This window comes from Streptomyces sp. NPDC037410 (assembly GCF_055602235.1).
Window position 1 is genome coordinate 56,339 of the sequence record NZ_JBVJWR010000031.1, and the last position, 14,514, is coordinate 70,852.

At 69.7% G+C, this 14,514-nt stretch carries 12 protein-coding genes; 3 read left to right on the forward strand and 9 right to left on the reverse strand.

What is annotated here, in order from left to right; genetic code table 11:
* Positions 1-16 precede the first annotated feature (16 nt).
* The 7 genes from ACZ7HT_RS34330 to ACZ7HT_RS34360 all read right to left on the reverse strand — a co-directional run bounded on the left by ACZ7HT_RS34330 (position 17) and on the right by ACZ7HT_RS34360 (position 8,164).
* Entirely contained in the window at positions 17-718 is a 702-nt protein-coding gene (locus tag ACZ7HT_RS34330) for a response regulator (RefSeq protein ID WP_471173290.1), read from the reverse strand.
* A 104-nt stretch (positions 719-822) separates the two neighbouring features.
* Complete coding sequence (locus ACZ7HT_RS34335) at positions 823-1,497, reverse strand: potassium-transporting ATPase subunit C (RefSeq protein WP_471173292.1); 675 nt, start codon at positions 1,495-1,497, stop codon at positions 823-825.
* A gap of 5 nt (positions 1,498-1,502) precedes the next feature.
* Complete coding sequence (gene kdpB, locus ACZ7HT_RS34340; RefSeq protein ID WP_471173294.1) at positions 1,503-3,647, reverse strand: potassium-transporting ATPase subunit KdpB; 2,145 nt, start codon at positions 3,645-3,647, stop codon at positions 1,503-1,505.
* Positions 3,644-5,308, reverse strand: coding sequence for a potassium-transporting ATPase subunit KdpA (gene kdpA / locus ACZ7HT_RS34345; RefSeq protein WP_471173296.1), 1,665 nt, complete (start codon positions 5,306-5,308; stop codon positions 3,644-3,646). The genes kdpB (ACZ7HT_RS34340) and kdpA overlap by 4 nt, the downstream gene beginning before the upstream one ends.
* Positions 5,309-5,316: 8 nt before the next feature.
* A complete protein-coding gene (gene kdpF, locus ACZ7HT_RS34350) occupies positions 5,317-5,406 on the reverse strand; it encodes a K(+)-transporting ATPase subunit F (protein ID WP_352020393.1) in 90 nt (29 codons plus the stop codon).
* A 231-nt stretch (positions 5,407-5,637) separates the two neighbouring features.
* Positions 5,638-5,877, reverse strand: coding sequence for a hypothetical protein (locus ACZ7HT_RS34355; protein ID WP_471173299.1), 240 nt, complete (start codon positions 5,875-5,877; stop codon positions 5,638-5,640).
* A 100-nt stretch (positions 5,878-5,977) separates the two neighbouring features.
* Positions 5,978-8,164 carry a sensor histidine kinase gene (locus ACZ7HT_RS34360; protein WP_471173300.1) on the reverse strand — a complete coding sequence of 729 codons (2,187 nt, stop codon included), beginning with the start codon at positions 8,162-8,164 and terminating at the stop codon, positions 5,978-5,980.
* A gap of 156 nt (positions 8,165-8,320) precedes the next feature.
* Between ACZ7HT_RS34360 and ACZ7HT_RS34365 the strand changes: the two genes are divergently transcribed.
* Entirely contained in the window at positions 8,321-8,584 is a 264-nt protein-coding gene (locus ACZ7HT_RS34365) for a hypothetical protein (RefSeq protein WP_389488140.1), read from the forward strand.
* 109 nt (positions 8,585-8,693) lie between these two features.
* On the opposite strand, the gene ACZ7HT_RS34370 is transcribed toward ACZ7HT_RS34365, so the two are convergent.
* Both ACZ7HT_RS34370 and kdpF (ACZ7HT_RS34375) read right to left on the reverse strand, forming a co-directional pair.
* Complete coding sequence (locus ACZ7HT_RS34370) at positions 8,694-10,139, reverse strand: IS4 family transposase (RefSeq protein ID WP_471173303.1); 1,446 nt, start codon at positions 10,137-10,139, stop codon at positions 8,694-8,696.
* A 116-nt stretch (positions 10,140-10,255) separates the two neighbouring features.
* Positions 10,256-10,345 carry a K(+)-transporting ATPase subunit F gene (gene kdpF / locus ACZ7HT_RS34375; protein WP_471173305.1) on the reverse strand — a complete coding sequence of 30 codons (90 nt, stop codon included), beginning with the start codon at positions 10,343-10,345 and terminating at the stop codon, positions 10,256-10,258.
* 749 nt (positions 10,346-11,094) lie between these two features.
* On the opposite strand from kdpF (ACZ7HT_RS34375), the gene kdpB (ACZ7HT_RS34380) reads away from it, so the two are divergent.
* Positions 11,095-13,236: a potassium-transporting ATPase subunit KdpB gene (gene kdpB / locus ACZ7HT_RS34380; RefSeq protein ID WP_471173306.1), complete on the forward strand. Its 2,142-nt coding sequence runs from the start codon at positions 11,095-11,097 to the stop codon at positions 13,234-13,236.
* 266 nt (positions 13,237-13,502) lie between these two features.
* Positions 13,503-14,312: an SDR family NAD(P)-dependent oxidoreductase gene (locus ACZ7HT_RS34385; RefSeq protein ID WP_471173308.1), complete on the forward strand. Its 810-nt coding sequence runs from the start codon at positions 13,503-13,505 to the stop codon at positions 14,310-14,312.
* The last annotated feature ends 202 nt before the right edge of the window (positions 14,313-14,514 follow it).

Below are 14,514 nucleotides of genomic sequence, written 5' to 3' on the forward strand. Positions count from 1 at the left end.
TGTGCGGTCGAGGGCGTCACGCCTCGAAGCGGTACCCCATGCCAGGCTCGGTGATCAGATAGCGGGGGTGTGAGGGGTCCGCCTCCAGTTTGCGGCGCAGCTGCGCCATGTAGACCCTCAAGTAGTTGGTCTTGGTGCCGTAACTGGGTCCCCACACCTCCTTGAGGAGGCGTTGCTGGCTGATGAGGACGCCCGGGTTGCAGATGAGGATCTCCAGCAGGTGCCACTCGGTCGGGGTGAGCCGGACGTCGTGACCGCCGCGCCGGACCTTCTTTCCCACGAGATCGACCGTGAACTCGTCCGTCGTGACCACGGCGACCCCCACTCCGGCGCTGGGCCGCGCGTGCCCGGGCGACTCCTCGACACGGCGGGTGGCCGCCCTCAGCCGGGCGAGCAGTTCGTCCATGCTGAACGGCTTGGTCATGTAGTCGTCCGCACCCGCGTCAAGGGCGCGGATCTTGTCCTCGGAGCCGCTGCGGGCGGAGAGCACGAGCACCGGGGCACGGTTCCAGCCGCGCAGCGCCCTGATGAGGTCGATGCCGTCCATGTCGGGCAGCCCGAGATCCAGGAGGATCACGTCCGGTTGCACGGTGGCTGCGCATCGGAGCGCGGTGGCGGCGTCGTAGGCCGCGTCCACGTCGTACTTCCGCGCTTTGAGGTTGATCGCCAGAGCACGCGCCAGCTGCGCGTCGTCCTCGACGACCAGGACCCGGGTCATCGGCGTACTGCCTTTCGTCGTGAGCGTGGCGTCGTATGCGCGTCGGGAGCCGGCAGCCGGGGTGGTCCCGGACTGCCGGCTCCTGTGCGTCGGGCGTAAGGCCATCAGCCCTTGGCCGCCACGAGGTTCTTCAACGCGATGTTGAGCTGGAGGACGTTGACGCGGGGTTCGCCGATGAAGCCGAGGATGCGGTCGTCGGTGTGGTCGGCGACGAGCTTCTCGACCTGCGTGGCGTCGAGGCCGTTCTTCTCCGCGACGCGGTGGACCTGGATCTTCGCGTACTCGGGGGAGATGTGCGGGTCGAGGCCGGAGCCGGAGGAGGTGACCGCGTCGGCGGGGACGTCGGACGGCTTCACCGTGTAGCCGTTCACCGAGTTGTCCTTGACGACGGCCGCCTTGGCGTCCGTCACCCACTTGATCAGGTCCTCGTTGTCGCCGGACCGGTTCGTGGCGCCGGAGAGGATGATCGAGTACTGGGTGTTGACGCTGTTGCTGCCGAGGCCGTTGGAGGGGCGCGGCTGGAACCACTTCAGGTCCGGAGTCGCCGTCTCCTCGCCCTCCTTGAGCGGCAGGTTGTAGGTCTGGCCGATGAGTTCGGAGCCGACGGCCTTGCCGCTCGTGTCCTTGATCTCGGAGCCGTTCGCCTTGCCGGGGAAGGCGAGTTGGGCGATGCCGGTGACGGCGAGCGGGTAGAGGACGCCGGTGATCACGGTGAGGACGAGGAGGGCACGGATTCCGGCCCAGAGCAACCGCCCCGTACTGCCAAGAGAGTTGTTCATGGTCGTCAGCCGATTCCGGGGATGAGGGAGAGGAGCAGGTCGATGATCTTGATGCCGATGAACGGGGCGATCAGGCCGCCCAGGCCGTACAGGCCGAGGTTGCGGCGGAGCATCGAGTCGGCGCTGGAGGGCCGGTAGCGGACGCCCTTGAGGGCGAGCGGGACCAGGGCGATGATGATCAGCGCGTTGAAGATGACCGCCGACAGGATCGCGGACTCCGGCGAGGCCAGGCCCATGATGTTGAGCTCGTCCAGCGACGGGTAGGCCACGGCGAACATGGCGGGGATGATCGCGAAGTACTTCGCCACGTCGTTGGCGATCGAGAAGGTCGTCAACGCACCTCGGGTGATGAGGAGTTGCTTGCCGATCTCGACGATCTCGATGAGCTTGGTCGGGTTCGAGTCGAGGTCGACCATGTTGCCGGCCTCCTTCGCGGCCGACGTGCCCGTGTTCATCGCCACGCCGACATCGGCCTGAGCGAGGGCGGGGGCGTCGTTGGTGCCGTCACCGGTCATCGCGACCAGCTTTCCGCCCGCCTGCTCGCGCTTGATGAGGGCCATCTTGTCCTCGGGCGTGGCCTCGGCGAGGAAGTCGTCGACACCGGCTTCCTCGGCGATGGCCTTGGCGGTCAGCGGGTTGTCACCCGTGATCATGATCGTCTTGATGCCCATACGGCGCAGCTCGTCGAACCGCTCCCGCATGCCCTCCTTCACCACGTCCTTGAGGTGGATGACGCCCAGGACACGCGCGCCCTCGCCGTCCTCCACAGCCACGAGGAGCGGCGTGCCACCAGCCTGGGCAATGGCGTCGGTGACGTCCTGGGCGTCCTGGGCGACCTCGCCACCGCGTTCCTCCACCCATGCCACGACCGAGCCGGTCGCGCCCTTGCGGACCTTGCGCCCGTCCACGTCCACACCCGACATGCGGGTCTGGGCGGTGAACTCGATCCAGGTCGCGTGGGCCAGTTCGCCCTGGTGACGCTCGCGCAGGCCGTACTTCTCCTTCGCGAGGACCACGATCGAGCGGCCCTCGGGGGTCTCGTCGGCGAGCGAGGAGAGCTGGGCGGCGTCGGCCAGTTCGACCTCCGTCGTACCGCGTACCGGCACGAACTCGGCGGCCTGCCGGTTGCCGAGGGTGATCGTGCCTGTCTTGTCGAGCAGCAGCGTCGACACATCACCGGCTGCCTCGACCGCACGGCCGGACATCGCGAGGACGTTGCGCTGCACCAGTCGGTCCATGCCGGCGATGCCGATCGCGGAGAGCAGCGCGCCGATCGTGGTCGGGATCAGGCAGACGAGGAGCGCCGTGAGGACGATCATCGAGGTCTGCTTGTCGGCGCCCGCGTAGATCGCGAAGGGCTTCAGGGTGACGACGGCGAGCAGGAAGACGATGGTGAGGGACGCCAGGAGGATGTTGAGGGCGATCTCGTTCGGCGTCTTCTGCCGGGCCGCACCCTCGACCAGGTTGATCATCCGGTCGATGAACGTCTCGCCGGGCTTCGTCGTGATCTTGATGACGACCCGGTCGGACAGCACCTTCGTACCGCCCGTGACCGCGCAGCGGTCGCCGCCGGACTCGCGGATGACGGGGGCGGACTCGCCCGTGATCGCCGACTCGTCGACGCTCGCGACGCCCTCGACGACGTCACCGTCGCCGGGGATGATGTCGCCCGCCTCGCAGACCACCAGGTCGCCGATCGTGAGCTCGGTGCCGGGCACCCGCTCCTCGTCGGTGCCGGTGATCCGGCGGGCGACGGTGTCGGTCTTGGCCTTGCGCAGGGTGTCGGCCTGGGCCTTGCCCCGGCCCTCGGCGACGGCCTCCGCCAGGTTGGCGAAGATCGTGGTCAGCCACAGCCAGGCGGTGATCGCCCAGCCGAACCAGTCGCCCGGGTTCTTGATCGCGAGCACGGTGGTGACCACCGAGCCGACGAGCACCACGAACATCACCGGTGACTTGACCATCACCCGGGGGTCGAGCTTCTTGATCGCGTCCGGCAGGGACTTGATCAGCTGCTTCGGATCGAACAGGCCTCCGCCGACCCGGCCGGCCGACTGGTGTCCGCCCGACAGGTCGCCGTGCAGAGCCCTGGCCGCCGTGGCGGTAGACGACTGGTTCACAGCGTCCTCTTGCTTCTTCGTGTCGATGGTCATGCCGCGAGCCCTTCGGCGAGCGGTCCCAGGGCGAGGGCCGGGAAGTAGGTGAGACCGGTGATGATCATGATCGTGCCGACGAGGAGGCCGGTGAACAGCGGCTTCTCGGTGCGCAGGGTGCCCGCGGTCTCCGGTACGGGCGTCTGCTCGGCCAGCGATCCGGCCAGCGCGAGGACGAACACCATCGGCAGGAACCGGCCGAGGAGCATCGCGATGCCGATCGTGGTGTTGAACCACTGGGTGTCGGCGTTCAGCCCGGCGAAGGCGGAGCCGTTGTTGTTGGCGCCCGAGGTGTAGGCGTAGAGGATCTCGGAGAAGCCGTGCGCGCCGGAGTTGGTCATCGAGTCCGCCGGCGTCGGCAGGGCCATCGCCAGGGCGGTGAAGCACAGGACCAGCGCCGGGGTGACGAGGATGTAGAGCGCGGCGAACTTGATCTCGCGGGTGCCGATCTTCTTGCCCAGGTACTCCGGGGTGCGGCCGACCATCAGACCGGCGATGAACACCGCGATGATCGCCATGATCAGCATGCCGTAGAGGCCGGAGCCGACACCGCCCGGCGCGATCTCGCCGAGCTGCATGCCCAGCATCGTGATGCCGCCGCCGAAGCCCGTGTACGAGGAGTGGAAGGAGTTCACCGCGCCCGTCGACGTAAGCGTCGTGGCCACGGCGAAGATCGACGAGCCGCCGATGCCGAACCGGGTCTCCTTGCCCTCCATCGCACCGCCCGCGATGTCGAAGGCCGGGCCGTGGTGGGCAAACTCGGTCCACATCATCAGCGCGGTGAACCCGAGCCAGATGGTGGCCATCGTCGCCAGGATCGCGTAGCCCTGCTTGATCGAGCCGACCATGCGGCCGAAGGTGCGGGTGAGCGCGAACGGGATGACGAGGATCAGGTAGATCTCGAAGAGGTTGGACAGCCCGTTGGGGTTCTCGAAGGGGTGGGCCGAGTTGGCGTTGAAGTAACCGCCGCCGTTCGTCCCCAGCTCCTTGATGACCTCCTGCGAGGCGACCGCGCCACCGTTCCACTGCTGCGAACCGCCCGCGAACTGACCCACCTCGTGGATGCCGGAGAAGTTCTGGATCGCACCGCACGCCACCAGGACGAGGGCACCGATCACCGAGATCGGCAGCAGGATGCGGACGATGCCGCGGACCAGGTCGGCCCAGAAGTTCCCCAGCTCACCGGTACGGGACCGGGCGAAGCCGCGTACGAGGGCCACCGCCACGGCGATCCCCACCGCCGCCGAGACGAAGTTCTGCACCGCCAGGCCGCCGGTCTGCACGACGTGGCCCATGGCCTGCTCGCCGTAGTACGACTGCCAGTTGGTGTTCGCGACGAAGGACGCGGCCGTGTTGAAGGCCTGGTCCGGGTCGATGGAGACGAAGCCGAGCGAGCCGGGCAGGGAGCCCTGGACGCGCTGGAGCAGGTAGAGGAAGAGGACACTCACCGCGGAGAAGGCGAGCACTCCCCGCAGGTACGCGGGCCAGCGCATCTCCACGTTCGGGTTCGCGCCGATCGCCTTGTAGATCCACTTCTCGGGCTTGTAGTGCTTCTCCGAGGAGTACACCTTGGCCATGTAGTCACCGAGCGGCCGGTAGGAGAGACCGAGCGCGACGACCAGGGCGAGGAGCTGGAGGATTCCAGCCAGGACGGGACTCATATTCGTACTCAGAACCTCTCCGGCTTGACGAGGGCGAGGACGAGATAGGCCAGCAGGCCGGCGGCGACCGCCAGACCGACGATGTTCTCGACAGTCACAGCTTCGCCACCCCCTTGGCGACGAATGCCACCAGCGCGAAGATCGCGACCGTGGTGACGACGAAGGCCAGATCGGCCATCGTGAGCTCCCGGATGTGAGTGGATGAGATGAGCGGTCTTTCGGACCTGTTTGAGGAAAGCGCATCTCAGCCACCACTCCGCCGCCGTTGACGTCCCCCTAACGTGCACTGCGGCCGTCTTGACACCTCCCGTACGCGGCGGCCTCCCGGATCAGTCGGTTTCCTCGCCGACCGGCGCTTTCAGAAGTCGGCTCAGCTCCTTCCCGACGTCGTCGTACCCGGCGTCCGAGATCCTTTGCAGCTCGCACAGGTCGCCCGCCGCAACGGCCCGTCGCGTGAGCAGGAGCCCGGCTCGCATCGATCCCTCGTCCAGCAGCTCGCTCGGTTCCTCCAGGTCGCCGGCAGCGTCGACGAGGTCGGCGAGCCGGTCCAGCGCCGTCTCGTTGTCCATCCGCGCACTGAGAGCGGCGACGACGAGCAGTTCCAGGAGTCCTTGCGCGAGATCGACGACCCTGTGACTCGGCGTACCGGAACCGCCCCGTTCGGCTCGCTCAGCAGGTCGCCTTCGTGGTCGCGTCGGCGCAGCTCGTCTCCAGCCCTGCGCAGGGCAGGCTGATGACCATGGTCAGGCCGCCGCCTGGCGTGTCCTCCGGGGTGAGCGTGCCGCCCATGGCCTCGGTCAGCCCGCGGGAGAGTGCGAGGCCGAGGCCGACGCCCGTGGAGTTGTCGGTGTCGCCGAGACGCTGGAAGGCCTCGAAGACCCGCTCGTCCAGGGTGGTCGGCCGCAGCGACAGAGACAGGGCGCCCGCCTGGAGCCGGCTCATGTCGAGGAGGTTGTCGATGAGGTGGCCGAGCCGGGCCATGGAGGTGTCGGCGGTGTCGAGGAGCTCTTGACGTTCCTCCTCGGTGAACTCGACGTCGGGGCTGCGCAGCGAAGCGACCGCGGCCCAGCCGCTGGCGAGCGGCGTGCGCAGGTCGTGGCTGACGGCGGCGAGGAGCGCCGTGCGCATGCGGTCGGCGGCCCGTACGGGTTCCACCTCGGCGGCGGCCTCGGCGAGCCGGTCGCGCTCGGCGGCGGCGGAGACGTGGGCGGCGAAGGCGGCGAGGACGCGGCGGTCTGAGGAGGGCAGGGGCCGGCCGCGCAGGACGAGGTGCAGGTCGTCGCCGACGGCGACCCCGGTGGTGTCCATGCCGTCGTTCGGACCGGCCTCCCGGGCGGCGGCGAGTTCGGCCGAGTCCATGAGCTCGGCCGACGCCATCCCGAAGGCCTCCTTCGCCCTGCCGATCAGGGCGGAGACGGCCTCCTCGCCGCGGACGATGGAGCCCGCGAGCGAGGACAGGGTCTCGGCCTCGGCGGTGGCCCGGGCGGCTCTGCGGGAGAGCCGTAGAGAGTGGTCGACGGCCGCGGCGACGACGCCCGCGACCACGGCGAAGGCGACGAGTGCGAGGACGTTGTCGGGATCCTGGAAGCTGAACTGCCCGACGGGCGGTATGAACCAGTAGTTGAGCAGGAGGGAGGCGGTGAGCGCCGCGACGAGCGCGGAGGCGACACCGCCGATGCACGCGACTCCCACCACGGTGAGGAGGAAGAGCAGTGCCTCGCTCGTGAGGTTGAGGGTGCCGCGGGCGTGGTCGAGCAGCAGGGTCAGCAGCACCGGCAGGACCAGTCCTGCGACGGGTCCTGCGACGAGCCGGGAGGTCGGCAGGGTACGGCGCCGGGAGGGCAGCAGGCGGCCCCGCCCGGCGCGCTCGTGGGTGACCATGTGGACGTCGATGTCGCCGGAGAGCGCGACGATCGTCTCGCCGATGCCCCGCCCCGTGAGGAACCGTTCCAGCCGTCCTCGGCGGCTCGTACCCACGACGAGCTGGGTGGCGTTCTCCGCCCGCGCGAAATCGATCAGTGCCGTGGGCACGTCCTCGCCGACGACCGTGTGGTAGCTGCCGCCCAGGTCCTCGACGAGCCGGCGTTGGCGACCAAGGGCTGCGGCCGAGACACCCGCGGTCAGTGCGTCGCTGCGTGCCACGTACACGGCGAGGAGTTCGCCGTGAGCGGCGCGGGCCGAGATGCGCGCGCCCCTGCGGATCAGGGTCTCATCCTCGGGCCCGCCGGTGAGGGCCACGACGACCCGCTCGCGGGTCTCCCAGACGCCGCCGATCCGGTGTTCCGAGCGGTAGGCGCGCAGGGTGTCGTCGACGCGGTCGGCCAGCCACAGCAGGGCGAGTTCACGCAGGGCGGTGAGATTGCCGATGCGGTAGTAGCGGGCGAGAGCGGCGTCGACCTCACCGGGCGGGAGTACGTCGCCGTGCGCCATCCGGCGGCGCAGTGCCTCGGGCGCCACGTCGACGAGCTCGATCTGGTCCGCGCCGCGCACGACCGTGTCGGGGACGGTCTCGCCGCCGGGCAGTTCCGTGATCCGCTCGACGACGTCGCTGAGCGATTCCAGGTGCTGGATGTCCAGGGTGGTGACGACGTCCATGCCGGCGGCGAGAAGCTCGGCCACGTCCTGCCAGCGCCGTTCGTTGCGGCAGTCGGGGCCGTTGGCGTGGGCGAGGTCGTCGACGAGGACGACCTCGGGGCGGCGGCGCAGCACCGCCTCCAGGTCGAGCTCGCTGCCCCGGGGCGCGACCCGTTCGAGCCCTGCGCGCTGCGTCTCGGTGTACGGCCGTCCGTGGGACTCCACGAGCCCTGCGACCACGTCCGTACCTCGCGCTGCCCTGCGGCGGCCCTCGTCGAGCATCCGGCAGGTCTTGCCCGCGCCGCGGGCGGCCCCAAGGTCTACCTGGGGGCCGCGGGCGGCCAATGCAGTTGCCTTAGAGCTGCGGGGATCGTTGCCCCGTCTGTGACGGAGTGGGGCGCGGGCCAGCGGGTCAGGCACGCTCCGTACCATCCATAGGTGATCAACCCGTTCTTCCACACACCCAGACGCCGCTTCATCACCCTGGCCATGCTGGCTGCCGTTGTCGCCTTCGGGTGGTACGCCGTTCAGCCGGTCTATCCGCGATGCACGATCCACTCAGCGGTCGGCTCGGGGGCCCTCGTGTCCGCTGGCACCTCGGCGGAAGAGATGGAAGCCGTAGCCAGGCAGGCTTACGAGGATGCCTTGGCCGACGGCGCGTGCGGACCATCACACGCCCGATTCCGAGACTGGATTGGCTGACCTGAGCCCGCAGCCCCGACGCGCTGCGGCCCTTGGCGCCGTCGTGGGGGCCTCGGGCTGCCAGAGGCCGCCACTGCCCTTGCCCAGGCCCGAGCCGAGGGACCGATCGTCATTCTCGGTCCCTCGTCACCTGATCCGTAGGCGGTGACGAGGCTCGGGTTCCCCTGAGTACCGGTCTTCCGGCCCGGCGGGTGCTCTTCGGCTTCGAGGTCGGGTTGTGGGACCAGCGGCCTGGTTGCACGGCGCCGCGTCTGGCGCGTGTCCTCAGCACGGGCCAGCGGTTCGGCTTCTTGATTGCGCGTGGGCAGTCGCGATTACGCCGGGCCGGAAGGAGGCGTGCGCGGGCTTCCCGCCTGGCCTCGGTGAACGAGCGGGTGAGCTTGGTGGCAGTCGCTCCGAGCTGGGACGGGATGCTGCGGCGGATGATGCGGACGCACTTCAGGTAGGAGACACGGTCGGCGTCCACCGTCGGACGGGCGAGCGCCGCTGTGTGCGCGAACTGGCGGATCGCGTGGTGGACGGCGAGGTAGGCCCACAGTTCCTGTCGGACGCCTTCCGGTGTGCGCGACCTGATCGGCCCGCCGGGGCCGAGGTGGTTCTTGATCTCGTCGAAGGCCAGCTCGATCTCCCAGCGTTCCCGGTAGAGCGCGACCAGCTCGGCGGCCGGGTACTGCTCGGGATCCAGCAGCGTCGTGCCCAGGTGGGCGACCTTGTCGCCCTTCGCGAAGGTGATGACGCGGTAGATCACGTGCCGGGGCAGCGTCCGGCCTTCCCGCGCGGCTCGGAGCCGGACCTCCTTGCCCGGTCGCGCCATCGACAGATACGAGCCGTCCGAAAGCTCTCCCTGGACGGTGCCGAGGTGGTTGGACTGGAGCCTGACCAGCAGATCTGCGCCCGCCATGGTGAAGACGTGAGCGAACTCGACCGACCAGAAGCCGCGGTCGGCGATGACCAGGTCGCCGGGGCCAGTAGAGTCGGCCAGCGGGTAGGCGAGGCCGCGTTCTCCGTCGCGATAGCCGCCGAGGCGAGCGTCGAGGACTCCGTGCGTTCCGATCTCGGCGAGGACCACCGCCCTGACCTGGGGGAAGCCGAAGGGGACGCTGCCGGTGGTGGAGGGGCCGTCGAAGGTGTCGCCGTTGCTCGTCGAATCCGGGAGATCGAACTGGGTGCCGTCCAGGGCAAGGAGCCGTAGTCCTCGCCACCATGCGCCGGGCGTGGCGGGGGTGGCGAGCGGGCCGGCCACCTGGCGGAACACGGTCTCCAACACGTCCTCGCCGAGGCGGGCGCGGGCCCGGCACAACGATGATCGGTTCACCCGCGCGAGAGCGTGGCTGCCCGGGATGCCGCTGGTCAGCACCCGCAGCACCTCCTCGTACGACTCCCGGGCGAACAGACACAGGGCCAGGACGAAGTACACGACCAGCCGAGCCGGCAGGAGTCGGCGGCGCCGCTCGGCCCGGTCGTGCTTGGCTATCGCCGCGTCGACCAGTTCAGCGGTGAACACATTCGTCAGGATCCCGATCCGCACCCGCTGGCCCGCGCCCCACCCCGTCACAGGCGGGGCAACGATCCCCGCAACTCAAAGGCAACTGCATTGGCCGCGGGCGGCCCCCAGGTAGACCTTGAGCCGTCCGTGGCGAACACGGGCCGCCTCGGCGGGGTGGTGGGCGTTCAAAACTTCTCGGGTTTGATGAAGGCAGCCAACAGGTAGCCGACCAGCGCGACCGCGACGATCAGACCGACGATGTTCTCGACGCTCATGTTCCAGACTGCCCCTTCGACTGCGCGGCATTTCCTCGGAGTTGCGCTCGCATCGAGAACGGGCCGGGGTGCCGTTCCAGGAATGCGTGTCAGAACTCCTGGGACACCCCGGCCCGCGGCCTGCCCGGCCGCGACCCCCCTCAGGGTCACGGGTCGGGCGGGGCCCCTGGCCGGACGGCCGTCGCATGGCGTTGGGCTGCAGTCGGGGCCCCCGCCCCCTGACTGTCTCCCCTACCGGCGCCGATGGTCACGCGCCCGCCGAGCTCGCGGTCGTCCGTCCCCCGTGCCGATCATCTTTGACCGACGGAGGGCCGAAAACGAGGGCTGTTGACGCGACCCTGACGCGCCGCCCGGGGGTCCTGACACCGCCCTGACATGCGGCGAACGGTGGCGCAAGGAAACCGTCAGAGCAGAGAGCACATCCGTCAGAGGAGCGTCAACGAGCGTCGGAGCAAGCCGAGTCGGCGACTAGATTCGTCAACCGCCGCTCACCGCCGAGGACGTCAGTGGCTCGACGCTCCTCGGCGAAGGCCGCTCGGCGCCATGCCTCCCATCCGCATGCGCCGAGCCGGGCCGGCTCCCTGCCGATCGCAGTACACCATCGGGATCGGCGGGGCGCCGCCCCTTCCCCCTTCCCCTACCTCTGTCCGCCCGCCCGTCCGGCGCACCCGGCACTCCCGGTGCGTCCCGCCGGTCCAGCCGTCGCCCGCCGTCCCGGGCGGCGGCTCCTTCATGAAGGTCCTGACCCCATGAATCCCGCCGCTCCAGTCCAGCAGGCGCCTTCCGTCCCGCCCACCGCACCTCCGCCACGGCGCAGACGCAGCGTGGAGGGCGGGCTGCTCGACCCCGCCCAGATGCTCAGCTCGTTCCCCGACGCCCTCCGGAAGCTTCATCCACGGCACCTGGTCCGTAACCCGGTGCTGTTCGTCGTCGGGGTCGGCTCGGTCCTCACCACCCTGTCCGCGGTCGTCAACCCGTCCGTGTTCACCTGGGTGATCAGCGTGTGGCTGTGGCTGACGGTGATCTTCGCCAACCTGGCCGAGGCGGTCGCCGAAGGGCGGGGCCGGGCACAGGCCGAGTCGCTGCGGAAGGCCCGTACGGACACGGTGGCGCTCAGGCTGTTGCACTGGCGCTACGGGACGAATCTCGACCGGGCCGAGACGGAGTCCGTGGCCGCCACGGATCTGCGGATGTTCGACTTCGTGCTCGTCGAGGCGGGCGAGCTGATCCCGGCCGACGGCGATGTCGTCGATGGGGTCGCGGCGGTCGACGAGTCCGCCGTCACCGGTGAATCGGCCCCGGTCATCCGCGAGGCAGGCGGCGACCGGACGGGAGTGACGGGCGGTACGACCGTGCTGTCGGACCGGATCGTCGTACGGGTCACCTCCCGCCCCGGCCATTCCTTCATGGACCGGATGATCGCCCTGGTCGAGGGCGCCTCCCGGCAGAAGACGCCGAACGAGATCGCGCTGAACATCCTCCTCGCCGCGCTCACCGTCGTCTTCGTCCTCGTGGTGGTCGCCGTGCAGCCCATGGCCACGTACGCGGGCGCCGCTCCCTCCACCACCGTCCTCGTCGCCCTGCTCGTGACGCTCATCCCGACGACGATCGGCGCGCTCCTCTCGGCCATCGGCATCGCCGGCATGGACCGTCTCGTGCAGCGCAACGTCCTCGCCATGTCGGGCCGGGCCGTCGAGGCCGCCGGCGACATCAACACGCTCCTCCTCGACAAGACGGGGACCATCACCCTCGGAAACCGGGAGGCCGCGGACTTCGTCCCGCTGCCGGGCATCGATGTGGCCATGCTCGCGAACGCCGCGCAGCTGTCCTCGCTCGCCGACGAGACGCCCGAAGGCCGCTCGGTGGTGGTCCTGGCCAAGGAGCGGTACGGGCTGCGGGCCCCGGCGGAGGGCGAGCTCGCGAACGCCAGGTTCGTGGAGTTCAGCGCGCAGACCCGGATGAGCGGCATCGACCTCCGCTGGGACAACGGCGCCGTCTGCCACATCCGCAAGGGGGCGACGGCGCAGGTCATCGCCTGGGTGGAGATGTACGGCGGCCGGGTGCCGGGCGAGGCGCGGACCTGGAGCGACCGGATCTCGGCGGCCGGCGGTACCCCGCTCCTGGTCGCCGTCAACGACTGGGACGGCCCCCGTGTCCTCGGCATCGTCCACCTCAAGGACGTGGTGAAGGACGGCATCAAGGAACGGTTCGCCGAGCTGCGCCGCATGGGCATCCGTACGGTGATGATCACCGGCGACAACCCGCTCACCGCGCGCGCCATCGCCCACGAGGCGGGGGTCGACGACTACCTCGCCGAAGCCACTCCCGAGGACAAGCTCGCCCTCATCAAGAAGGAGCAGGAGGGCGGCAAGCTCGTCGCGATGACCGGCGACGGCACCAACGACGCACCGGCGCTCGCCCAGGCCGACGTCGGCGTGGCGATGAACACGGGCACGTCGGCCGCGAAGGAGGCCGGCAACATGGTCGACCTCGACTCCAACCCGACCAAGCTCATCGAGATCGTCCAGATCGGAAAACAACTCCTCATCACCCGGGGAGCGTTGACGACCTTCTCGATCACGAACGACGTGGCGAAGTACTTCGCGATCATCCCCGCGATGTTCACCGGCGCCTACCCGGGCCTCGAAGCGCTCAACATCATGGGACTGCACAGCCCCACCTCGGCGATCACGTCCGCCATCATCTTCAACGCCCTGATCATCGTGGCGCTCATCCCGCTCGCGCTGCGCGGCGTCCGCTACACACCGGCGTCCGCGCACGACCTGCTGCGCCGCAACCTGCTGCTGTACGGCCTTGGCGGCCTGGTCCTGCCGTTCGTCGGCATCAAGGCCATCGACCTGCTCGTGTCGATGGTTCCGGGCCTCGGGTGAATCACCGTCAGGGCGGCATCAGGGAAAGGCCCTTGGCCTTGCCCGGGGACGCGGCCAGGGATTGGATGAGAAGCGTGAACAGCGCGTGGCTCCTGCTCGACCGGCCGCCTCATCAGGCATCGCCGAGTCGCACGCCCCGCTGCCGGCCGGGCGCGTCCGCCCTGCGCTGACGCCTCCCCGCGCCATGTCATACGGGGCGCCGTGACCGTCACAACCGGTCGCGGCGCCCCTCTTCTCGTACCTCATCGACTACCCCTGGACGAACCATGTCTTCTTCCTCCCTGTCCGGACGCACCGTGCTCGTCAGCGGCGCCACCTCCGGCATCGGCCACCAGACCGCGCGGCAGCTGGCCGAGCGCGGCGCCACCGTGCTCGTCCACGGCCGGACCACCGAGGAGGCGCACGCCGCCGTCGACCGGCTCGTCACGCTCTCCGACGTCTCCGCCGGGCAACTGTGCGCCTTCGGCGCCGACTTCTCCCGCCTGGAGGAGGTCGAGCAGCTCGCCGCCCGCGTCCTCGCCGAGCACCCGCACCTGGACGTCCTCGTCAACAACGCGGGCATGGCGGCGCCCGAGCGGCACACCGTCACCGTCGACGGCAACGAGATCGCCTTCCAGGTCAACTTCCTCGCGCACTACCTCCTGACGAACCTCCTGGAGTCCGCCCTGACCTCCGACCCCGGCTGCCGCGTCGTCAACGTGTCCTCCTCGCTGCACCGCACCGGCTCGATCCAGTGGGCCGATCCCAACCGCGCCCGCCGCTACTCCCGGCTCGCCGCCTACGCCCAGTCGCAACTGGCCCTGACGGTCTTCGCCGCCGACCCGCGCGTCACCGCCGTCTCCGTCCACCCCGGGATCTGCACGACCAGCCTGCTGCCGCTGTACGCGCACGAGGGCGTCTCCCCGGCCGAGGGCGCCGCCCACGTCGTACGGCTCTGCGACCCGGCCGTCGAGATCGTCAACGGCGCCTACTACGACCGCGAACACCGCGTCGCCCCGGCACCCGCAGCGACCGAGGAGCGCACGATCAAGCGCCTCAACAAGCTCGCCGACGTCCTCGTCGGCCACACCGCCTGAAGGGAACCCCCAGCATGTCCAAGCGCGCCCGCAAGAAGAAGAACCGCCGGAAGAAGAAGGCCAACCACGGCCGTAAGGCCTGCGGACGCTGACCCCGCCCGGGGCAGAACCGCCGCCTGGAGCTGCTCCCGCGCCCACCGCGCCAGCCGCCTCCTGGCCTGGACCGCCGGCTTCCGCCTCGTCCGCGAGTACGTCCACCACA

Bases quoted from the DNA above. Each gene is read 5' to 3' on its own strand.
- ACZ7HT_RS34385 (WP_471173308.1), top strand. From the start codon at position 13,503: ATGTCTTCTTCCTCCCTGTCCGGACGCACCGTGCTCGTCAGCGGCGCC.
- ACZ7HT_RS34330 (WP_471173290.1), bottom strand. From the start codon at position 718: ATGACCCGGGTCCTGGTCGTCGAGGACGACGCGCAGCTGGCGCGTGCT.
- kdpB (WP_471173294.1), bottom strand. From the start codon at position 3,647: ATGACCATCGACACGAAGAAGCAAGAGGACGCTGTGAACCAGTCGTCT.
- kdpF (WP_471173305.1), bottom strand. From the start codon at position 10,345: ATGAGCGTCGAGAACATCGTCGGTCTGATCGTCGCGGTCGCGCTGGTC.
- kdpB (WP_471173306.1), top strand. From the start codon at position 11,095: ATGAATCCCGCCGCTCCAGTCCAGCAGGCGCCTTCCGTCCCGCCCACC.
- kdpA (WP_471173296.1), bottom strand. From the start codon at position 5,308: ATGAGTCCCGTCCTGGCTGGAATCCTCCAGCTCCTCGCCCTGGTCGTC.
- ACZ7HT_RS34360 (WP_471173300.1), bottom strand. From the start codon at position 8,164: ATGCTCGACGAGGGCCGCCGCAGGGCAGCGCGAGGTACGGACGTGGTC.
- ACZ7HT_RS34335 (WP_471173292.1), bottom strand. From the start codon at position 1,497: ATGAACAACTCTCTTGGCAGTACGGGGCGGTTGCTCTGGGCCGGAATC.
- ACZ7HT_RS34355 (WP_471173299.1), bottom strand. From the start codon at position 5,877: ATGGACAACGAGACGGCGCTGGACCGGCTCGCCGACCTCGTCGACGCT.